Origin of the sequence: Actinomycetospora sp. NBC_00405, assembly GCF_036044095.1 — a bacterium.
In the GTDB taxonomy this organism is placed as follows: Bacteria; Actinomycetota; Actinomycetes; order Mycobacteriales; family Pseudonocardiaceae; genus Actinomycetospora; species Actinomycetospora callitridis.
Genome location: NZ_CP107938.1, coordinates 5,731,926 through 5,751,181, shown reverse-complemented (window position 1 = coordinate 5,751,181; position 19,256 = coordinate 5,731,926). Strand labels below are relative to the sequence as shown.

Genomic DNA, 19,256 nt, shown 5'->3' with positions numbered 1-19,256 from the left:
GTCCGGCGCCGGACGGCCCGCTTCTCCATGATGGTGCTGATCGCCCTCGCGGCCGGCACGGGCGCCCTGTTCGCCGTGCACGTCACCAGCAACACGTTCTGGCTGCTGCAGTCCCTGCTCGGCCAGTCGGTGCGGGGCGCGCTCAAGACCGTGTCGGTCGGGGTGTCCGTCGCCTCGGTCGTCGGGCTCGGGATGACGCTCGCGCTCAGCACCGTGCTGTAGCTCAGAGCGCCAGCCCCAGCCCCGCGGCGCCGAGCCCGGCGAGCACCGAGGCGACGACGTTGAACACCGCCGAGCTCCACGCGCCCTGCTCGGCGAGGCGGACGGTCTCGTAGCCGAGCGTGGACCACGTGCTCAGGGCCCCGCAGAAGCCGGTGCCGACCAGCACCGCCACCGCGGGCGGGCTGCCACCGGCCACCAGCCCCAGGACGAACGAGGCGACGACGTTGACCGTGAACGTCCCCCACGGGAAGCCGGTGCCGTGGGTGGACTGCAGCCACCGGTCGGTGAGGTAGCGAGCCGGGGCGCCGACGGCGGCGCCGAGGACGACCAGCAGGCCGGCGGTGGCGGTCACGCGCGGGCCGCCAGCCCGACGGCGCGGCGGGTGACCGTCAGTCCGAGCACGACCGCCACCAGGGCGGCGACGACGGTCAGGGCGAGGTAGAGGGCGGCCATCGGGAGGTGGGCGCCGCCGACGAGCTGCTGGGCCTCGACGGCGTAGCTGGAGAACGTCGTGAACCCGCCGAGGACGCCGGCGCCGAGGAACGGCCGCAGCATCGGGTGGGACTCGCGGGCCTCGGTGACGAGCACCACCAGCACGCCGATGAGCAGGCACCCGCCGACGTTGATCGCGAACGTCGTCGCCGGGAAGCCACCGGGCGGGGCGGGCCACGCGGACTCGAGAGCCCATCGGGCCAGAGCACCGAGCGCGCCGCCGGCCGCGACCGCGCCGGTGATCGCCACCTGGCTGCGCAGCACGTCGTCTCCCCCCGTCGTCGAACCCCGTCGTCGAACCCCGTCGTCGAACCCCGTCGTCGAACCCCGTCGTCGAACGCGGTACCGGCCGATGTCTAGTTTCGTCCGGTGCCGCCCAACATGGCGATCATGGTGCACGGGACGGTCGCCGTCCTCGGATCGGCCGCCGCCCTGGCCGCCCTGGCCGGTGTCGCGACGGCGAGCCCGCTGATGGCGCTCAACGCCGTCGGGTTCGTCGGCACCGGGGCGCTGTCGTCCGCCGCGGTCTTCTACTCGGTGGCGCTGCTGCGGATCGGGCTGAACAGCGCCCGGAAGGCCGCGACCACGCTGATCGCGGTGCTCGCCGGCTCCGCGGGGTTCATGACCCTCGTCCTCGTGCTGCTCCTCACCGAGGCGAGGTTCCGCGACGAGGCGTCACGCTTCGGGCTCCACTCGGTGGCGGGCATCGGCGTGCTGCTCGTGCTCGCCACGGCCCTCGCGGTCACCTGGCACGAGCGGTAGCCGGGCGGCGGATCAGGGCCACGGTCTCGCGCACGGCCATGACCAGTGCGAAGGCCGCGAAGACCAGACCGAGCACCACCGTGTCCAGCGCCAGACCCAGCAGTGCCCCGGCCACGACCCCGGGCGCCGACGTCAGGCCCAGCAGCCAGCCCCAGCGGGCGGACGCCGTGCCCTGGCGGATGTGCACCCAGGACCCGACGATCGAGTTGGGGATGAACATCAGCAGCGACGTCCCGGCCGCGACGTGCAGCTCGACCCCGAACAGCAGCACCATCGCCGGGACGGCGAGCAGCCCGCCGCCGAGGCCCATCGCGCCCGACCAGGCGCCGATGACGATCCCGACGACGAGGGTCGCCGGGACGACGAACCACAGGTCGGCGAGCAGGCCGGCCGGCAGCAGGGCGTGGGTCAGCAGCGGGAGCCCGAGCGCGTCCACCGAGAACTTGGCGGCCGTCAGCACCAGGATCACGACCAGCAGGACCCGCAGCAGCCGCTCCGACGCGCGGGCCAGGAGGCGCGGCCCGATGAGGGCCCCGAGGGTGCCGCCGACCAGCATCCCGGTGCCGATGCGCAGGTCGACCGCGCCGCCACCGAGCGCGTAGGCGGCGGAGCCGGCCACACAGACGCCGATGTTCGCGATCGTCGACGTGCCGTGCACGCGGGCCCGGGACATCGCCGTGAAGCGGTCGAGCCCCGCGACGAACAGCACCCCGCCGCCGCCGCCGATCAGGCCACCGACGACCCCGCCGACCACCCCGATGGCCGCGATCCCGCCGCGGGAGCCGCCCTCGGTCGGCTCGTCCCGCCGCGTCCGCACGGCTGTCACTGTCGCCGATGGCGACGGTGAGGGCCAGCTCGGTCCGCGGTGGGGACGGCCCTGTCGATCGGTACCGTCCGACCTGTCGATCCCGCCGGGGTCCGTTCGTGGGGAGGCATGAGCATCGACATCGAGTACCTGCCGCCCGCCCGCACCCTGCTCACCGGCCTGGCGATGGTGGAGTCGGCCCGCTGGCACGACGGGCGGCTCTGGTTCGCGCACTGGGGCGTGGGCGAGGTCGTGGCCGTCGACCTCGAGGGCAACGCCGAGGTGATGGCGCCCGGGCCGGCCTCCATGGGCTGGTCGATCGACTGGCTGCCCGACGGCCGCCTGGTCACCACGGGCGAGTCGGTCACCATGCGCGAGCCGGGAGGGCCGGCCACGACGCTGCGCGACCACGGCGCGAACGAGGTCGTCGTCGACCAGCGCGGCCACGTCTACGTCAACGGTGCCGACTTCGACTTCGCCGGCGGCGCGGCCCCGGAGCCCGGCTGGATCGACCTCGTCGCGCCGGACGGCTCGTCCCGCCGGGTCGCCGAGGACATCCAGTTCCCCAACGGCATGGTCGTGACACCGGACGGCGCCACGCTCGTGGTGTCCGAGTCGTTCGCGGGCCGGCTGTCCGCGTTCGACATCGGCGACGACGGCAGCCTCACCGGCCGGCGCGTGTGGCCCGACGGCATCGGCGTCGACGCCGAGGGGGCGGTCTGGGCCCAGACCGCCGACACGTTCGCCCACTCGCAGCGGCCGGACGCGCCCGGCGGGGCCTGCGTCCGCGTGCTCGACGGCGGGGAGATCACCCACCGGATCGACACCGAGCTGCCCTGCTTCTCGTGCGTCCTCGGCGGCCCGCAGGGCCGACACCTCTTCCTGCTCTGCAACGAGTTCGAGGGCATCGACAAGCTCGTCGAGGTCCAGGGCCGGCGGTCGTCCCGGATCCTCGTCACCGAGGTGCCGGCGATCAGCCCGGACGGGCGTGATCGATGATCGCCTCGAAGTCGACGCCGCGCAGCGTCCCGTAGCCGGGGCCCCATCCGGTGCCGAGCCGCGAGGTGACGAACGCGTCGGCGACGGCGGTCGGCGCGTGCTCGACGAGCAGCGCGGCCTGTGCCGCGAGCGCGAGCCGGGTGACCAGGTAGCGCGTGGTGTCCTCGGGCTCGTTCACCAGCTCCTCGATGTCGGCGAGGGCACCGGCGAGCAGCGGGTGTTCGGCGGCGGCCGGCCGGATGTCGTCGAGCACCGGCTCGAGCGCCTTCGGCTCGCGGGCCAGGACGCGTCCGACGTCCATGACCATCATGTTCGAGGTGCCCTCCCAGATCGCGTTGAGCGGCGCCTCGCGGTAGTACCGCGGCAGCGGGTGCTCCTCGATGTAGGCGTTGCCGCCGATGGACTGCATCACCTCCTCGGTGACCCCCGAGACCCGCCGGCAGTTCCAGAACTTGGCGACGGGCGTGAGCAGGCGGCTCACGAGCTGCTCGGACACGTCGTCCTGGTGGTCCTCGGCGCGCGCCACCCGGAACCCGAGGTGCGCCGCGCCCGCCCACTCCAGGGCCAGGTCGGCGAGCACGGGCGCCTGGATCGGCAGCTGCGAGAGCGGGGCGCCGAAGGCGGTGCGGTGATCGTTGAAGTGCAGGGCCTGGGAGAGCGCCGCGCGCATCAGGCCCGCGGACCCGACCGCGAAGTCCAGCCGGGTGTACTCGGCCGAGGACAGGATCGTCCGCACGCCCTTGCCCTCCTCGCCGACCAGGATCGCCTCGGCGTCGTGGTACTCGATCTCCGAGGAGGCGTTGGCGCGGTTGCCGAGCTTGTCCTTGAGCCGGTTGACCCGGATCCCGTTGAGGCTCCCGTCGGCGCGCCGCCGCGGGATGAGCAGGCAGGACACCCCGCCCTCGGTCTGCGCCACGGTGAGGTAGCAGTCGGCCATCGGGACCGAGGCGAACCACTTGTGCCCGTTGACCAGGTAGGTCTCCCCCGTCCCGCGCCGGCCCACCGGGCGGGCGACGGTGACGTTGGCCCGCAGGTCGGAGCCGCCGTGCTTCTCGGTCATGAAGTAGCCGATGGTGGCCGCGGACTTCGCGGTGACCGGCACGTCCGCGGGGTCGTAGCCCTCGACGACCACCTTCTCCGCCCACGGCGCGAGCTCGGGCCGGCTGCGCAGGATCGGGATCGACGCGTAGGCCATGCCCGTCGGGCACGCGGTGGACCCGTCGACCTGGTTCCAGAGGTACGACAGCACCGCGCGCGCCGAGTGCGCCCCCGGCTCGACCGCGGTCCACGCCAGCGAGTGCACCCCGGAGCCGAAGGCCAGCGACATCAGGTCGTGGTAGCTCGGATGGAAGTCGACGTCGAAGACCTCACGGCCCAGCCGGTCCAGCGGACGCAGCTCCGGGGTGTGGCGCTGGGCCTTGCGCGCGGTCTCGAGCACCGCCGGGTCCCAGACGCGCGACCCGAGGGCGGAGGCGCGCTCGCGGACCCACGGCGCGTACCGCTCGACGACCCCGGACGCGATCGCGTCGCCGGCGAAGGCGTCGACCCCGTGGAGGTCCGGGACCAGGTTGTCGTCGGGGATGGGGCGCGCACGGGAGAACGGGGTCTCGTCGACGAGGGTCACGGGGCCATCTGAGCCGCGGTTCACCACCCTCGTCAATCGCCGACCTGCGACCGGGGCTGCGACTCGGACCCGCCCGGCTCAGCGCCGGTCGAGGCCGTCGAGCAGCGGGATCAGCGCCGCGGCGAAGCGGTCCGGTTCGCCGAGCAGGGCCAGGTGGCGGGCGCCGGGGATCTCCTCGATCAGGGAGGTGCGCAGGCGCGCGGCGGTGGCCTGCGCTCGCTCAAGGATGTCGATCATGCTCGGCTGGCCCTCGGCGCGGTGCCGACGAGACAGCCGACCGCAGGCGGCAGCAGGGGGCACACCGCCGACCCTGCACGCACAGCCCACCGCTCTGCGCGGACAGGACATTCCGCCCGGACTCCCGCTGCCAGGTTGGGACGACCTGCTCGTCCTCGCGACGGCCTGAGAAAGGGACCCCGTCATGACGCACGCCGCCCGCCCGGCCCCCGACACCATCGTCCTCGTCCACGGCTTCTGGGTGACCCCACGCTCCTGGGAGCAGTGGATCGCCCACTACGAGGCCAAGGGCTACCGGGTGATCGCCCCGGCCTACCCCGGCTTCGAGGTCGAGGTCGAGGCCCTCAACGCCGATCCCTCGCCGGTCGAGGCGCTCACCGTCCCCGCGATCGTCGAGCACTTCGAATCGGTCCTGCGCGGGCTGGAGAGCCCGCCGATCATCATCGGGCACTCGGCGGGCGGGGCGTTCACCCAGATCCTGCTCGACCACGGGTTCGGGGCCGCCGGCATCGCGCTGAACTCGGCGCCCACCGAGGGCGTGCCGATCATCCCGCTCACCCAGGCCAGGGCCACGTTCCCGGTGCTCAAGAACCCGGCCAACCGGCACCGGGCGATCCGCTACGACTTCGAGCACTGGAACTACGCCTTCACCAACACCTTCCCCGAGGCCGAGGCCCGTGCGCTCTACGAGCGCTACGCGGTTCCGGTGTCCGGCGGCATCATCTTCGAGAGCGCGCTGGCCAACCTGACCCCGGGCCACAGCGGGACGTGGGTGAACTACCACAACGAGGACCGGGCGCCGCTGCTGTTCGTCGCCGGCAGCGAGGACAACATCATGCCGCCGAAGATCCAGTGGTCGAACGCCGGGCACTACAAGGGCGAGAAGACGATCACCGAGGTGGTCGAGTTCGGCAGCAAGCCCCACCTCCTGCCCGCCGCGCCCGGCTGGGAGGAGATCGCCGACTACGCCCTGGCCTGGGCCCTGCGCCACGCGACGACCCCGCCCGCGATCGTGCCCGCGCCGGCGGCCCCGGCCGAGCCGATGACCGTCTGACCCGCCCGCCCACGACCACGCGACGTGCCCACCGGTGTGCACGTCGTGGTGGTCGTTGACCCCGCCGTCCCGGGGGCCGACGCTGAACGGGACGACCCACGACACCGGGGAGCACCGTGCTCGTTCCCGAGCGGGCCACGAACGCCCCGGAGATCGCGCTGGTCCTCCCCACCGGCGACCCGGAGTCGTGCGCCCTCGTCCTCGTCGACCCGTCCGCGCCCTCCGTCGTCGGCCGACCCGCCGGCGCCCCGGGCGCCCTGCACGTCGACCTCGACGAGCTCGGCCTGCCCCTGCACGTCGTCCGGGCGGCCGCGGGCGAGCTGCGGTCCAGCCCGCTCTACCCCCTCGTCCGGGACCACGTCGTCCGCGTGACCACCCGGACGTGGGCGCTCGCCGACGGTGCCGCCGCCGCGGACCTCGGCCGGGCCTCGGTGCGGCTGGTGCGCGCCCTCGTCCTCTCCGCCGCCGAGCAGGCCCGGGCATTCGACGAGGAGGCGCCGGCGTCGACGGCGGACCGGGTCGACGCCTACGTGCGCACCCACCTCCGCGACCCCGACCTCGCTCCCGCGGAGATCGCCGCCGAGAACGGCATCTCGGTCCGCGCCCTCTACAGGATCTTCGAGGAGCGCGGCGTCGGCCTCGAGCGATCGATCATCCAGCGGCGACTGGAGGGCGCCCGGACCGACCTCGCGGCCCCCGGCCGTCGCCACCACTCGATCGCCACCGTGGCCCGCACCTGGGGCTTCGACAACCCGAGCTTCTTCTCGCGGCGCTTCCGCGCGGCGTTCGGCCTCACGCCCCGGCAGTGGCGGGACGGGACCGGCGCACCCACTCCGACGGCGTGAGCCCGTAGGCGCTGCGGAACCGTCGGCCGAAGTGACCGGCGTCGACGAACCCCCACCGGCGGGCCACGGCGAAGATCGTGACGTCGGACGGCAGGAACGTCAGCTCCCGGCGGACGCGTTCCAGCCGCTCCCGCAGGATCCACGCGGCGAGGGTCTCCTCCCGGTCGCCCCACACGGTGTAGAGCGTGCGGAGCGAGACGTGGTGCGCCGACGCGACGCGTGCCGGCGTGAGGTCGCGATCGCCCAGGTGGGCCCGGACGTGGGCGACCACCCGCGCGCGCAGCGTCTCCCCCAGGACCTCCCGTTCCCGGTGCCGGGCAACGGAGGCGACCAGGGCCCGGGTCAGGTCGGCCGTCGCCGCGCCCAGGTCCGCGGCCACGACGGGGCTCGCCGCGAGCTCGTCGATCGCGCCCGACATGTGCACGAGATGCGCCCGGACCAGGGGCAGCAGCTCGCTGTCGGCCAGCCGGGGGACGGCGGCCCGCACGACGTCGACGCCCAGGCCGAGGTCGGCGTGGGAGATGTGCGCGACGATCGAGCTCATGCGCGACCCGGCGTGGGAGAACGCGTACGGGCTGGTGAAGTCGACGAGCACCACGCCGTCGCGGCCCAGCCGCTGGTCGGTGCCGTGCGCCGAGTACGTGCACCCGCTGCGCGCCAGCGCGATCCCGACGAGCTCGGGAGCGTCGCGGCGCACGTCGCGCGCCGTCCGGGTCAGCGTCAACGCCGTGCCCACGGTGCGCAGGACCCCGGCGCTGCCGAGCTGCCACGCCTCGGCGCGGACGTCCACGGACTCGGCCGGCGCCTTCATCTCGACCCGACGTCGGACGCCGCTGCGGGCGATCACCTCCTGCACCAGCTCGGCCCGCTCGCCCGGTGGGTGGGCGGTGGACTCCAGGACGAGGGTCATGCCCGCTCCCTCCCGAGAGGCACACGCCCTTGTGACGCCCCGTCACCGACGACTCGTTCCGACAGGTGAGCATAGGGACGACACGGGCGAGTCGGAAGCACCGACGGTGACCTCGGGTCAGCGGACGGGCTGCGACCCGTCCTCGGCCTTCGGCACGAGCACCTCGCCCTCGAGGCCGTCGGGATCACGGAAGAACATGCTGAAGGCGGCGCCGAAGTCGTTGACCGTGCCGTCGGAGGCGCCTCGGGCCATCAGCCGCTCACGGATGGTCGCGAACGCCGGGTAGGACGCGGCGTGGAGCCCGAAGTGGTCCAGGCGTCCGCGGTGCCACATCGGCGTCTGTCGGTCGGCCTCGTCGCTGCTCGGCACGGTGAAGACGTTGAGCTCGGTGTGCGGCCCGATCCGCATCACCGTCATCGTCTCCTCGCCGTCCTGGCCGTGCGCGCGGGTGGGCCCGATCTCGGCGTCGAACACCGCCGCGTAGAACTCCCCCAGCCGCGCGGGGTCGTGGGTCAGGCACGCGATGTGGTCCACCCCGCGAAGAAGCACGTCGATCATCCCTTTCGTCACCGATCGTCCCCGGAGCAGGGCGTCGCGGCGGCTGGTGCGGAGCCGCGCCGAGCTGCCAGCATCCTCTCGTGGAGTCCGTGCAGGCCGGGTGCGCTCCGACCACGGGTCGTGCATGACGTCGGGCGAGCCGCCGTGGTTCACGCTCCCGGTCTCCCGCTGGTCGGCCCGGGCCGCCGTGGCGGGCCTCCAGGCCAGGGCGGGGGCCACGCGCCACGAGCTGATCCTGGCGGCCGCCCGCCGCTTCGCCTCCCAGGGCTACCACGCGACGTCGCTCGTCCAGGTGGTCGAGGACTGCGGCCGCACCAAGGGCGCGCTGTTCTTCCACTTCGGTTCCAAGAGCGCCCTCGGCTGGGCGGTCGTGGACGAGGTCCACGCCTCGTGGGAGGACCTCACCGAGCGCATCGCCGCCCGGCACCTCGATCCCCTGCAGACCCTGCTCGTCGTCTACGACGCACAGATCGCCCGCCTGATGCACGACCCCGTCGTCCAGGGCGGGGTGCGCGTGATGCGCGAGGACCCGGGCATGCAGGCCGACCGGCACAAGTGGGTCGAGGGCTGGCGGGCCGAGAGCGAGGTCCTGCTCGCGCGGGCCCGGGCCGACGGGCTGCTCACCGCCGACACCGACCCGGCGGCGGTCAGCACCACGCTGCTCGGCACCGTCGTCGGGCACCACTACCTCGCCGAGGCCCAGCCCGACGGCCCCACGACCTGGGAGCGCATGACCACGACGTGGGTCGGGCTCCTCCCGACCATCGCGGTGCACCCCTGGGTCGCGCGCTGGTCGGCCTCCGGCTGGTCGCAGCGGCCCGCGCCGACGGCCAAACCCTACGAGCGGGCCCGACGGGAGGGTGTGTCCGACGCGGGGCCGTGATCCCGGACACCGTGACCTCGGCGGGCGATCGGGGAGAGCGCCGTAGGGTCCTCGACGTGACGACCGGGGCGACGTGGGGCGATGTCTTCACGTCGTTGACCGATCGGTCCCACCTCGTCGTCGGTGAGGGCCTCTCGGCCATGATCGACGAGGCCGTCCGGCCCCTCGGGCTCCACGCCGACGTGCTGCTGATCGACCTCGGTCAGCGGGTGCTCACCTCGGTGCGGGTGGACCCCCCGGCGCCGCAGTCGGTGGACGGGACCCTCGCCGGGCGTGCGTTCCAGTACGGCGAGTTCGTCGCCGGCTTCAGCGACGACGGTCGCCGGATGCTGTGGGTCCCGATGCTCGACGGCACGGAGCGGGCCGGGGTGGTGAGCCTGGAGCTCGGGCCCGAGGTGGTCGACGACCTCGAGTTCCGCCGCCGGTGCTGGACCCTGTCCGGCCTGATGGGGCACATCGCGATCGCCAAGCTGCCCTACAGCGACCGCATCCGTCGCATCCGCGCCCCCCGACCGCTCACGGTGGCCGCCGAGCTCCTCTGGCAGCTGGTCCCGCCACGCACCTTCGCCACCGACAACGTCTGCGTCACGGCGCTGCTCGAGCCCTACGACCGGGTCGCGGGCGACGGCTACGACTACGTCGTGGACCTCGACACCGCCTACGTCGCGGTGTTCGACGGTGTCGGGCACGACCTCGCCGCGGGCAGTGCGACCGCCCTGGCGGTCAGCGCGATCCGCAACGCCCGCCGCCGGGGCGTCACCGACCTCGCGGCGCTCGCCGTCGAGGCCGACGTCCAGATGCAGGCGGCCGGGGTGCTCCCGCGGTTCGTGACCGCGATCCTGGCCCGGCTGGACCTGCGCACCGGCGAGCTGCGCTACCTCGTCGCCGGCCACCCCCACCCCCTGTTGCTGCGTCACGGGCACCTCGTCGGCGCGTTCGAGGCGACACCGCGGCCGCCGCTGGGGGTCGGCGAGCACGCCGCCCCGGTGGAGGAGGCCGTGGAGTGGCTCGAGCCCGGCGACCGGGTGGTCTTCTACTCCGACGGGATCACCGAGGCGCGCGGCGCCGACGGACGGTTCTTCGGCGAGCGTCGGCTGGTCGACCTCAGCGAACGCGCGGAGCTCGACGAGGTCTCGGCGCCCGAGACCCTGCGACGGCTCGCCGCCGCGGTCCTCGAGCACCAGGGCGGGCTGCTGCAGGACGATGCCACCCTGCTGATGGTGGACTGGTCGGCCACGGCGCACGAGCGCCTGCTGCCCTCGGTCGCCCGGGACGTCACGGCGTCGACCCCGCCGTCGCAGCGAGCGGAGAAGGTCCGGTCCGGCGCGGCCGGGGGCTTCCGCTCCCCCACGGCGTGAGTCAGAGGTAGCGGGTCAGGGCGAGGCTGGTACCCCACGGGCCGGCCTCGATGGCGACGTCGTCGACCAGCTCCCGCATCATGGTGAGCCCCCGGCCCCGGTGGCCGGTCTGGGCCTCCTCGAGCTGCCAGGACCCGTCGTCGGCGACGGTGATGACCAGCCGGTCGTCGGCCTGGGACGCGGTGAGCGTCATGGTGCCGGCGGCGTGACCGCTGGAGTAGGCGTGGTCGCAGCAGTTCTCGAGCGCCTCCGACGCGGCCAGGACGAGGTCCTCGATCACGTCCGCGTCGAGGTCGTCCCCGCCGAGCCACTGCGCGAGACGCCGCCGGAGCAGACGGACGTGGCCCCCCTGCGCCGACGTACTGACCTGCAGGGTGTCGGGCCATCGGGCGACGGCGGCGGCGCCGTGGGCGTCCGGGTTCGGCATGGTGCGTCCTGGGTGCCCGATCCGCGACGGGCCAACCCACCGATTCCGTGACGCATTCCTGAGAATGGCGGCCCTCCGCGTCACGGACGATCCTCGATGCACTCCAGAATGGTCACGATGCGATAGTGAACGCCATTCCTTGCTGGCGATTCTTGCCTGTGCTAAACCGAGCCGGGCCGTCCAGCCGCGGGCGGTCCATCATCGACAGAAGGGATCGTGGAGCCGGGATGAGCAGGTTCAACGGTGGCCGTCACGTTCTACCCGAGCCGGAGCAGCCGGCCGGGGTGGTCACCGCCCTCGGGATCGACGAACAATCCGAACCCTTCGAGCCGGTCCGTCCGACGGCCGCGCCCGAGGGAGCCCCGAATGTCGTGGTCGTGGTCCTCGACGATCTGGGGTTCGGCAGTTCCAGCGCCTTCGGGGGACCCTGTGACATGCCGACGGCCGATCGGCTGGCCGCCGACGGGCTGCGCTACACCCGCTTCCACGTGACCGCGCTGTGCTCGCCGACGCGCCAGGCGCTGATGACCGGGCGCAACCACCACTCGGTCGGCATGGGCGGCACCACCGAGATGGCCACGTCGGCCCCCGGGTACTCCGGCTTCCGCCCGCGCAGCGCGGCGACGATGGCCCGGACCCTGCAGGGCAACGGGTACTCGACGGCCGCGTTCGGCAAGTGGCACCAGACCCCGCCGTCGGAGATCAGCCCCGTCGGCCCGTTCGACCGCTGGCCCACCGGCGAGGGCTTCGACCACTTCTACGGCTTCATGGCCTGCGAGATGAACCACTGGTACCCCCTGCTCTACCAGGGCACCACGCCGGTCGAGCCCACCCGGCGGCCGGAGGAGGGCTACCACCTCTCCGAGGACCTCGTCGACCACGCCGTCGACTGGGTGCGCACCCAGCGCACCCTGACCCCGGACCGCCCCTTCTTCACCTACCTCGCCTTCGGCGCATCGCACGCGCCGCTGCACGTCCGGCCCGAGTGGCGGGACCGCTACCGCGGGCGGTTCGACCACGGCTGGGACCGGCAGCGCGAGCTGACGCTGGCCCGGCAGAAGGAGCTCGGGGTGATCCCCCAGGACGCCGAGCTCGCCCCGTGGGTCGAGGAGGTGCCGCACTGGGAAGAGCTCAGCGACGACCAGCGCGCGCTGGGGGCGCGGTTCATGGAGACCTTCGCCGGGTTCACCGAGCACGCCGACGCCGAGCTCGGGCGCTTCGTCGAGGAGCTGGACCAGCTCGGCGAGCTCGACAACACGATGATCGTCTACCTGATCGGCGACAACGGCGCCTCGGGCGAGGGCGGTCTCGAGGGCACGCTCAACGAGCATCGCCTCGGGCACGGGCTCGTCGACGACCCCACCGAGATGATCGGGCGCATCGACGAGATCGGCGGCGTCACGAGCTACCCGATCGCCCCGGTGGGCTGGGCGCTGGCGCAGAACACCCCGTTCCAGTGGACCAAGCAGGTGGCGTCCCACTTCGGCGGCACCCGCGACGGGCTGGTGATCCACTGGCCCCGGGGCATCACCGACGGCGGCGGCCTGCGCCACCAGTTCCACCACGTCATCGACGTGCTCCCGACCGTCCTGGACTGCGCGGGCATCCCCGCCCCGGTGTCGGTGGACGGGGTGACGCAGAAGCCCATCGAGGGCACGAGCATGCGGTACACGTTCGACGACGCCGCAGCGCCCGACCGCCGCCGGACCCAGTACTTCGAGATGTGCGGCAACCGCGGCATCTACCACGAGGGGTGGACCGCGGTGACCCGGCACGGCGTCCCGTGGGACATGGTGCCGAAGGCCGGGAAGTCGTTCCGCGACGACGTCTGGGAGCTCTACGACACCACCACCGACTGGAGCCAGGCCCACGACCTCGCCGCTCGCCACCCGGACAAGCTCGCCTCCCTGCGCGAGCTGTTCCTGATCGAGGCGGCGAAGTACCAGGTCTTCCCGCTGGACAACCGCGTCACCGAGCGGGAGAACCCGCGGATCGCGGGGCGGCTCGACCTGCTCGGCGACCGCCGCTCGGTGACCTACCACGGGCGGACGCGACGGCTGATCGAGGAGACGACGCCGAACATCAAGAACCGCTCCCACACGGTCATCGCCGACGTCGACACCGACGGCGCGCTGACCGACGGAGTGATCGTCGCCCAGGGCGGGCGCTTCGGGGGCTGGGCGCTCTACTGCCTGGGCGGGCGCGCCTGCTACGTCTACAACTACTTCGGGACCACGAGCCACGTCCTGCGCGCCGAGGACCCGATGCCCGCCGGGCGCCACGAGGTCCGGATGGACTTCCAGTACGACGGCGGCGGCCTCGGCCGCGGCGGTGTCGTCGTGCTCAGCGTGGACGACGTGAAGGTCGCCCACGGCACGGTGGACGCCACCATCCCGTACTACTTCTCGTTCGACGAGACCTTCGACGTCGGCGTCGACCTCGGGACGCCGGTGGGCACCGACTACCCGGTCGTCGGCAACGCGTTCACGGGCACGGTGCACACGGTGCGCATCGAGCTCGGGGACCCCGGCGACGAGGAAGGGACCTCCGAGCACGGGGGGCTCTACCGGCGGGTGATGGCCGCCCAGTGAGAGGTCAGGTGGCGCAGCGGAACCCGAGGTTCCCCGAGCTGGACTCCGGGGTGTTCGACGACCGCGCCGCCACCCGGAAGCGGTAGCAGTACGAGTCGTGGCAGAGGTACGAGCCGCCGCGCATCACCCGGCTCACGCCCTCCGCCGGCCCGACCGGGTCGGCGGAGGGCGACTCCCGGTAGGTGTCCGGGGAGAACCAGTCGGCGCACCACTCCCAGACGTTGCCCACCATCTGCCAGAGCCCGTGACCGTTGGGCCGGTAGGTCTTCACGGGCGCGGTCGTCAGGTAGCCGTCCTCCTCGGTGTTCTGGGTGGGGAAGCGGCCCTGCCAGATGTTCAGCGGCCAGCGACCGCGGGGCCGGAGCTCGTCGCCCCAGGGGAAGCGGGCGCCCTCGAGCCCGCCGCGCGCGGCGTACTCCCACTCCGCCTCGGTGGGCAGCCGCTTGCCCGCCCACGCGCAGTAGGCCTGCGCGTCGTTCCAGGACACGTGCACCACCGGGTGGTTGGCGCGGTCGCCCACCGACGAGCCCGGGCCCTCCGGTCGCCGCCAGCAGGCGCCCCGCACGCCGAGCCACCACCCGGCGCCGTCGACGCTGGTCAGGACGTCGGAGCGATCCCCCTCGAAGGCCAGGTGGAACACCGCCGACGACCCCCAGCGCTCCGCGTCGGTGACGTAGGAGGTGTCCTTGACGAACGTCGCGAACGCGGCGTTGGTGACCGCGGTGGCGTCGAGCCCGAACGGCGCCAGGGTGACCTCGTGCACCGGGTGCTCGCCGTCGTCGACGTAGCCCTCACCGAAGTGGTCGCCCATGGCGAAGCGCCCACCGGGCAGGGCCACCTGCCCCCGTGTGCTCACGCCCCGAGACTAGAGGTGGCCGGTGTTGAGGGGCTCGTCGCGACCACGCAGAGCCAGCCACGTCACCACGGCCATGAGGGCGGCGGCGACGCCGAGCACGGCGAGGGCGGGCTGGAGGCCGCCGACACCGACCCCGATGCCCGCGATGACCAGCGGGGCGAGGAACTCGCCGAGGAACAGCGACCCGGTCCACAGCCCCGTGCCCCGGCCGCGCTGCTCGAACGAGAGCCGGTTGACCGCCCAGGTCAGCAGGGTCGGCAGCAGCATGCCGGTGCCGAAGCCGGTGATCACGGCGCCGAGAGTGACGACGACGAGGGAGGTCGTGGCGAAGACGACGACCAGGCCGACGGCGGACAGGCCGAACGCGGTCGGCAGCAGGACCCGGGGCGAGAGCCGGGAGATCCGGCCGAACACGATGGCGCCGGCGGCCGTCGCCAGCGACATGACGGCGCTGATGCCGCCGATGACGGCGGTGGAGGTGACCCCGAGGCCGTTGAGGACGAACGAGAGCTCGACGATCAGCGCGTAGAAGACGGCGCCGCCGAACAGCGTCACCAGGCACGGCGCGGCCAGCAGCCGCCACGGCACGCCCGCGAGCCGGGCGCCGGTCCGGGCATCGGCGGCGGGACGGGCCGGCTGCCAGAGGAACCGCGCCATCGGGACGACGAGCAGGATCGCCGCGAAGTACAGCCAGAACGGCGTACGCCAGCCCGCGGCGCCGAGCGCTCCGCCGAGCCCGAGGAAGACCGTGGCGGAGAGGGTCGCGACCAGCGTCTGCAGCCCGAGGTAGCGGCTGCGCTGCTCGCCCGACCAGTAGTCGCCGATCAGCGTCGTCGCGCAGGTCATGATCGCGGCTTCGCAGACGCCGACCAGGACGCGGCTGCCGAGGATCGCGCCGAGCGAGCCGAGGTACAGCGGTGCGGTACCGAAGATCGTGTAGCCGACCATCGCGACGAGCAGCAGGCGCTTGCGGTCGAAGCGGTCGGCGATCGCGCCCGCGAACGGCGCCATCAGGCCGATGATCAGCGCGGGCACGGTGAGCACGATCGGGACGAGCACCTCGACGCCCGCCACCGCGGCGAACTCGGCCTGGATCTGCGGCAGGACCGGGGCGATGAGGACCGCGCCGAGCACGGACATGCAGCTCGCCGCGAGCAGCAGGATCAGCTGCGCGCGGCCGGCGGGACGGCCCGTGGCGGGGTCGACGACCGCGTCTCCCGCGATTTCGGCGGCCCCCGGGACGGGCGGCGTGGTGGGACTGGTGGTCATGGGTGGTTGGCTCCTCGGCCCTGAGGTGGCGCGACCGTTCGTGCTGGTCGGCGGGTTGCGGTGGCCGTCAGGGTGACGACGCTCTCAGGGGGCGAGGAAGCCCGAAGACCTGATGACGGGTATCGGGGCTGCCGATACTCGTGTCAGACCGTCTCGTGCCGGAGACGGTCGCGGACGCGGCCGAAGACGGTGCGCAGCCACTGGTGGCCGGTGTCGCGCTCGTAGACCGGGTGCCACCAGAGCGCCTCGACCAGCGGCGTCACCGGGAACGGGCACGGCAGGATCCGGACGTCCGCGGCGGCGGCGAGCCGGGCCGCGAGGCGCTGCTGGACGAGCGCGAAGCGGTCGGTGCCGGCCACGAGGAACGGCAATGCGAGGAAGCTCTCCGAGACCGCCACGACCCGCGGCTCGATGCCGACCATGTGGAGCTGCTTGACCGCGGGGGTGAACCGGGTGGGCTCGCGGTAGGTGACGGCCATCGGCAGCGTGTGCAGGTGCTCGAGGGTGAACGTGTCCCCCACGACCTCGTTCCCCGCGCCGACCATGCAGACCCACTGGTCGTCGTAGAGGTCCTGGTGGGGCAGGTCGGTGAGGTAGCCGTGCGGCAGCAGCAGGCCGTCGACCGCGCGGAGGCTCTCGGGCGCGGCGTCGACGGTCTCGGTGCGCATCTGCTGGAACCGCAGGCACACCGACGGCGCCTCCGCGGCGAGCAGCTCGCTCAGCGGCCCGCCCAGCACCGTGGCCGCGTAGTCGGAGACGACGACGGTGAACTCGCGGTCGGACACGGCCGGGTCGAACTCGGGCTGACCGGCGAAGACCCGCTCGAGGACACCCACTGCGCCGGTGACGCGCTCGACGAGGTCGGTGGCGAGCGGCGTGAGCTCGTAGCTGTTGCCGACGCGGGTCAGCAGCTCGTCGTCGAAGTGCCGCCGCAGCCGCGACAGGGCCGTGCTCAGGGTGGGCTGGCTCAGCCCGAGGCCGGCCGCCGCCCGGGTGACCGACCGCTCGCGGAGCAGCGCGTCGAGGGACACGAGCAAATTCAGGTCGAGGTTCTGCAACGCGACGCTGCGCCGCGCCCTCACCGCTCGCCCATCGGAAATCGCCATACCCCGCATCGCCAGGTTCGTGTTCCCGGATAGTGCTCGGGTCCCGCACGGTGAGGCAACACACACCGAGTCCTCGGGAGGGACCAGCAGTGCCGACTGAGCCGACCGGCGGCGACACCCGCGCCATCCTCGCGGCGGGCCTCGACCCGGCGAAGCCCGAGGACGCCATCGCCGCCACCGTCGCCCGCGTCTCGAACTGGGGCCGCTGGGGTGCCGACGACGTTCTGGGCACCCTGAACCTCCTCGACGACGCCAAGCGCGTCGAGGGCGCACGCCTCGTCCGCCGGGGTGCGGCGTTCTCGCTGTCGCAGCCGTTCGACATGGACGGGCCGCAGCGTGGGTGGCGGCGGCGCACCAACCCCGTGCACACGATGCTCGACACCGGTCGCGAGGCCCTCGACGGCGAGTTCCCGCACGGGCTCGGCGGCGCCGACGACGTCATCGCCATGCCGCTGCAGTGCTCGACCCAGTGGGACGGGCTCGGGCACATCTTCGACCACGGCCACGCCTGGAACGGCCGCGCCGCCGCGGACGTCGTCACCAGCGCGGGCGACCGCGTCACCGGTATCGAGACCGCCGCCGACCGCCTCGCCGGGCGCGGGGTGCTGCTCGACGTCGGCCGTGCCCTCGGCCCCACCACGGGCGCGGGCGCCGGCGAGCTGCCCGACGGCTTCGCGATCACCACCGAGCACCTCGAGCGGACCATCGCCGCCCAGGGCGTCACGGTCGGGCGCGGCGACATCGTCTGCGTGCGCACCGGCCAGTACGCGCGCACCCGCCGCGAGGGCTGGGGCACCTACGCCGGTGGGCCCGCCCCGGGCCTGTCGTTCACCACCGCCGATTGGCTGCACGACACCGAGATCGCGGCGATCGCCACCGACACCTGGGGCTTCGAGGTCCGGCCCAACGAGTTCGACGTCGCCTTCCAGCCCCTGCACCAGATCGCGATCCCGCACCTCGGGCTGTTCATCGGCGAGATGTGGGACCTCGAGGCACTGGCCGCCGACTGCGCGCCAGGAGGAGCAGGGGCCGGCGTCTACGACTTCTGGCTCACCGCCGCACCCCTGCGCATCACCGGGGCCGTCGGCTCCCCCCTCAACCCGCTCGCCGTCAAGTAGGAGGACCTCATGGCTGCGGTCCGATCCGTGCTCGTGGTCGGCGGCGGTGCCGCCGGCTGCGCCACGGCCATCCAGCTCGCCCGCGCCGGCGTCGCCGTCGACCTCGTCGAGGTCAAGAACGACGTCACGGCGGTGGGCTCGGGCATCACGCTGCAGGGCAATGCGCTGCGCGTGTTGCGCGATCTGGGCGTGTACGACCACGTGGCCGCCGTCGGCTACGGGTTCGACACCCTCGGATTGCGCGCGCCCGACGACACGGTGCTCGTCGAGATGCCGGACGCGAAGACGGGCGGTCCGGACCTGCCCGCCACCGTCGGCGCCCGGCGCGCCGATCTGGCGCGCGTGCTCGTCGGCCGCGCCCAGGAGGTGGGCGCGAAGCTGCGCTTCGGCACCACCGTCGAGACCCTCGCGCAGGACGGCGCCGGCGTCGACGTCGCGTTCTCCGACGGCAGCACCGGGCGCTACGACCTCGTCGTCGGCGCCGACGGCGTCCGGTCGCACGTGCGGTCGCTGATCGGGGTCGAGGTGGACGTCGCCCCGCTCGGGATGGGCATCTGGCGGGTGTTCACGCCCCGTCCGGCCGGCATCGAGCGGACCGACCTCTACTACCACGGCGCCTGCTACATCGCGGGGTACTGCCCGACGGGCGAGGACAGCATCTACGCCTACCTCGTCGAGGACGCGCAGGACCGTTCGGGGCTCTCGCCCGAGGAGCAGCTCGAGGTCATGCGCGGGCTCGCCGCGCAGTACCACGGGCCGTGGGACGACATCCGCGCGCTGATGACCGACGCCGCGCGCGTCAACTACACCTGGTTCGAGTGGCACGTCCTCGACCGACCGTGGCACCGCGGGCGCGTCGTGCTGATCGGCGACGCCGCGCACTCCTGCCCGCCCACCCTCGCCCAGGGCGCCGCCCAGGCCCTCGAGGACGCCGCCGTGCTCGCCGAGGTGCTCCTGGACGCCGACCGCCTCGACGGCTCGGTGCTCGACACCTTCACCGACCGCCGCCTCCCCCGCGCCCGCACCGTCGTCGAGAACTCCGTGCAGCTCTCGCGCTGGTTGCTCGACCACGTCACTGACGCCGACGTCCCCGGCCTCATGGGCCGCACCGCCGCGCTGCTCTCGCAGCGCCCTTGACAG

Annotated in this window: 21 protein-coding genes; 10 read left to right on the top strand and 11 right to left on the bottom strand. The window is 73.3% G+C overall.

Annotation, left to right across the window (positions count from 1 at the left end; genetic code table 11):
- The first annotated feature begins 27 nt into the window (after positions 1-27).
- The gene (locus OG774_RS28395) at positions 28-222 is read left to right on the top strand and encodes a GntT/GntP/DsdX family permease (RefSeq protein WP_328305670.1); all 195 of its coding nucleotides are present in this window, start codon (positions 28-30) and stop codon (positions 220-222) included.
- Between the two features lies 1 nt (position 223).
- On the opposite strand, the gene OG774_RS28390 is transcribed toward OG774_RS28395, so the two are convergent.
- Both OG774_RS28390 and OG774_RS28385 read right to left on the bottom strand, forming a co-directional pair.
- Entirely contained in the window at positions 224-574 is a 351-nt protein-coding gene (locus OG774_RS28390) for a fluoride efflux transporter FluC (RefSeq protein ID WP_328305668.1), read from the bottom strand.
- Entirely contained in the window at positions 571-978 is a 408-nt protein-coding gene (locus tag OG774_RS28385; RefSeq protein ID WP_328305667.1) for a FluC/FEX family fluoride channel, read from the bottom strand. Before OG774_RS28385 ends, OG774_RS28390 begins: the two co-directional genes overlap by 4 nt.
- A gap of 105 nt (positions 979-1,083) precedes the next feature.
- Between OG774_RS28385 and OG774_RS28380 the strand changes: the two genes are divergently transcribed.
- Positions 1,084-1,476 (top strand): hypothetical protein, encoded by a 393-nt coding sequence (locus OG774_RS28380; protein WP_328305666.1) that lies wholly within the window; start codon positions 1,084-1,086, stop codon positions 1,474-1,476.
- Here the strand turns inward: OG774_RS28380 and OG774_RS28375 are convergent.
- Positions 1,457-2,293 carry a sulfite exporter TauE/SafE family protein gene (locus OG774_RS28375; protein WP_328305665.1) on the bottom strand — a complete coding sequence of 279 codons (837 nt, stop codon included), beginning with the start codon at positions 2,291-2,293 and terminating at the stop codon, positions 1,457-1,459. The genes OG774_RS28380 and OG774_RS28375 overlap by 20 nt on opposite strands.
- A 117-nt stretch (positions 2,294-2,410) precedes the next feature.
- Here OG774_RS28375 and OG774_RS28370 point away from each other — a divergent pair, with 117 nt between their 5' ends.
- Positions 2,411-3,280: an SMP-30/gluconolactonase/LRE family protein gene (locus tag OG774_RS28370; RefSeq protein WP_328305664.1), complete on the top strand. Its 870-nt coding sequence runs from the start codon at positions 2,411-2,413 to the stop codon at positions 3,278-3,280.
- Here OG774_RS28370 and OG774_RS28365 read toward each other — a convergent pair.
- Together OG774_RS28365 and OG774_RS28360 are read right to left on the bottom strand one after the other, a co-directional pair.
- Complete coding sequence (locus OG774_RS28365; RefSeq protein ID WP_328305663.1) at positions 3,255-4,904, bottom strand: acyl-CoA dehydrogenase family protein; 1,650 nt, start codon at positions 4,902-4,904, stop codon at positions 3,255-3,257. The two genes, OG774_RS28370 and OG774_RS28365, sit on opposite strands and share 26 nt — an antisense overlap.
- Positions 4,905-4,982: 78 nt before the next feature.
- A complete protein-coding gene (locus OG774_RS28360) occupies positions 4,983-5,141 on the bottom strand; it encodes a hypothetical protein (protein ID WP_328305662.1) in 159 nt (52 codons plus the stop codon).
- Positions 5,142-5,325: 184 nt separating this feature from the next.
- On the opposite strand from OG774_RS28360, the gene OG774_RS28355 reads away from it, so the two are divergent.
- Positions 5,326-6,195, top strand: a complete 870-nt coding sequence (locus OG774_RS28355) for an alpha/beta hydrolase (protein WP_328305661.1) — start codon at positions 5,326-5,328, stop codon at positions 6,193-6,195.
- A 116-nt stretch (positions 6,196-6,311) separates the two neighbouring features.
- On the top strand, positions 6,312-7,040 hold the full coding sequence (locus OG774_RS28350) for a helix-turn-helix domain-containing protein (protein ID WP_328305660.1): 729 nt from the start codon (positions 6,312-6,314) through the stop codon (positions 7,038-7,040).
- Here the strand turns inward: OG774_RS28350 and OG774_RS28345 are convergent.
- Both OG774_RS28345 and OG774_RS28340 read right to left on the bottom strand, forming a co-directional pair.
- Positions 6,988-7,950, bottom strand: a complete 963-nt coding sequence (locus OG774_RS28345; protein WP_328305659.1) for a helix-turn-helix domain-containing protein — start codon at positions 7,948-7,950, stop codon at positions 6,988-6,990. The genes OG774_RS28350 and OG774_RS28345 overlap by 53 nt on opposite strands.
- 117 nt (positions 7,951-8,067) lie before the next feature.
- Positions 8,068-8,520 (bottom strand): VOC family protein, encoded by a 453-nt coding sequence (locus OG774_RS28340; protein ID WP_328305658.1) that lies wholly within the window; start codon positions 8,518-8,520, stop codon positions 8,068-8,070.
- A gap of 112 nt (positions 8,521-8,632) precedes the next feature.
- On the opposite strand from OG774_RS28340, the gene OG774_RS28335 reads away from it, so the two are divergent.
- Together OG774_RS28335 and OG774_RS28330 are read left to right on the top strand one after the other, a co-directional pair.
- Positions 8,633-9,391 carry a TetR/AcrR family transcriptional regulator gene (locus OG774_RS28335; RefSeq protein WP_328305657.1) on the top strand — a complete coding sequence of 253 codons (759 nt, stop codon included), beginning with the start codon at positions 8,633-8,635 and terminating at the stop codon, positions 9,389-9,391.
- 56 nt (positions 9,392-9,447) lie between these two features.
- Positions 9,448-10,749 (top strand): PP2C family protein-serine/threonine phosphatase, encoded by a 1,302-nt coding sequence (locus tag OG774_RS28330; protein ID WP_328305656.1) that lies wholly within the window; start codon positions 9,448-9,450, stop codon positions 10,747-10,749.
- Position 10,750: 1 nt separating this feature from the next.
- Here the strand turns inward: OG774_RS28330 and OG774_RS28325 are convergent, their stop codons facing one another.
- A complete protein-coding gene (locus OG774_RS28325; protein WP_328305655.1) occupies positions 10,751-11,176 on the bottom strand; it encodes an ATP-binding protein in 426 nt (141 codons plus the stop codon).
- Positions 11,177-11,403: 227 nt separating this feature from the next.
- Between OG774_RS28325 and OG774_RS28320 the strand changes: the two genes are divergently transcribed.
- Complete coding sequence (locus OG774_RS28320) at positions 11,404-13,767, top strand: arylsulfatase (protein ID WP_328305654.1); 2,364 nt, start codon at positions 11,404-11,406, stop codon at positions 13,765-13,767.
- A gap of 4 nt (positions 13,768-13,771) precedes the next feature.
- Here OG774_RS28320 and OG774_RS28315 read toward each other — a convergent pair whose 3' ends face one another.
- The 3 genes from OG774_RS28315 to OG774_RS28305 form a co-directional block, all read right to left on the bottom strand.
- Entirely contained in the window at positions 13,772-14,623 is an 852-nt protein-coding gene (locus OG774_RS28315; RefSeq protein WP_328305653.1) for a formylglycine-generating enzyme family protein, read from the bottom strand.
- 9 nt (positions 14,624-14,632) lie between these two features.
- Positions 14,633-15,892 carry an MFS transporter gene (locus OG774_RS28310; RefSeq protein WP_328305652.1) on the bottom strand — a complete coding sequence of 420 codons (1,260 nt, stop codon included), beginning with the start codon at positions 15,890-15,892 and terminating at the stop codon, positions 14,633-14,635.
- Between the two features lie 143 nt (positions 15,893-16,035).
- Positions 16,036-16,974: a LysR family transcriptional regulator gene (locus OG774_RS28305; protein WP_328305651.1), complete on the bottom strand. Its 939-nt coding sequence runs from the start codon at positions 16,972-16,974 to the stop codon at positions 16,036-16,038.
- 113 nt (positions 16,975-17,087) lie between these two features.
- On the opposite strand from OG774_RS28305, the gene OG774_RS28300 reads away from it, so the two are divergent.
- Together OG774_RS28300 and OG774_RS28295 are read left to right on the top strand one after the other, a co-directional pair.
- Positions 17,088-18,116 carry a cyclase family protein gene (locus tag OG774_RS28300; protein ID WP_328305650.1) on the top strand — a complete coding sequence of 343 codons (1,029 nt, stop codon included), beginning with the start codon at positions 17,088-17,090 and terminating at the stop codon, positions 18,114-18,116.
- A gap of 9 nt (positions 18,117-18,125) precedes the next feature.
- Positions 18,126-19,253, top strand: a complete 1,128-nt coding sequence (locus tag OG774_RS28295; protein WP_328305649.1) for an FAD-dependent monooxygenase — start codon at positions 18,126-18,128, stop codon at positions 19,251-19,253.
- Positions 19,254-19,256 lie beyond the last annotated feature (3 nt).

What these genes read in the sequence shown, in the direction of transcription:
- OG774_RS28395 (WP_328305670.1), top strand. Translation starts at nt 28, where the DNA reads ATGATGGTGCTGATCGCCCTCGCGGCCGGCACGGGCGCCCTGTTCGCC.
- OG774_RS28370 (WP_328305664.1), top strand. Translation starts at nt 2,411, where the DNA reads ATGAGCATCGACATCGAGTACCTGCCGCCCGCCCGCACCCTGCTCACC.
- OG774_RS28360 (WP_328305662.1), bottom strand. Translation starts at nt 5,141, where the DNA reads ATGATCGACATCCTTGAGCGAGCGCAGGCCACCGCCGCGCGCCTGCGC.
- OG774_RS28355 (WP_328305661.1), top strand. Translation starts at nt 5,326, where the DNA reads ATGACGCACGCCGCCCGCCCGGCCCCCGACACCATCGTCCTCGTCCAC.
- OG774_RS28345 (WP_328305659.1), bottom strand. Translation starts at nt 7,950, where the DNA reads ATGACCCTCGTCCTGGAGTCCACCGCCCACCCACCGGGCGAGCGGGCC.
- OG774_RS28335 (WP_328305657.1), top strand. Translation starts at nt 8,633, where the DNA reads ATGACGTCGGGCGAGCCGCCGTGGTTCACGCTCCCGGTCTCCCGCTGG.
- OG774_RS28325 (WP_328305655.1), bottom strand. Translation starts at nt 11,176, where the DNA reads ATGCCGAACCCGGACGCCCACGGCGCCGCCGCCGTCGCCCGATGGCCC.
- OG774_RS28320 (WP_328305654.1), top strand. Translation starts at nt 11,404, where the DNA reads ATGAGCAGGTTCAACGGTGGCCGTCACGTTCTACCCGAGCCGGAGCAG.
- OG774_RS28310 (WP_328305652.1), bottom strand. Translation starts at nt 15,892, where the DNA reads ATGACCACCAGTCCCACCACGCCGCCCGTCCCGGGGGCCGCCGAAATC.
- OG774_RS28295 (WP_328305649.1), top strand. Translation starts at nt 18,126, where the DNA reads ATGGCTGCGGTCCGATCCGTGCTCGTGGTCGGCGGCGGTGCCGCCGGC.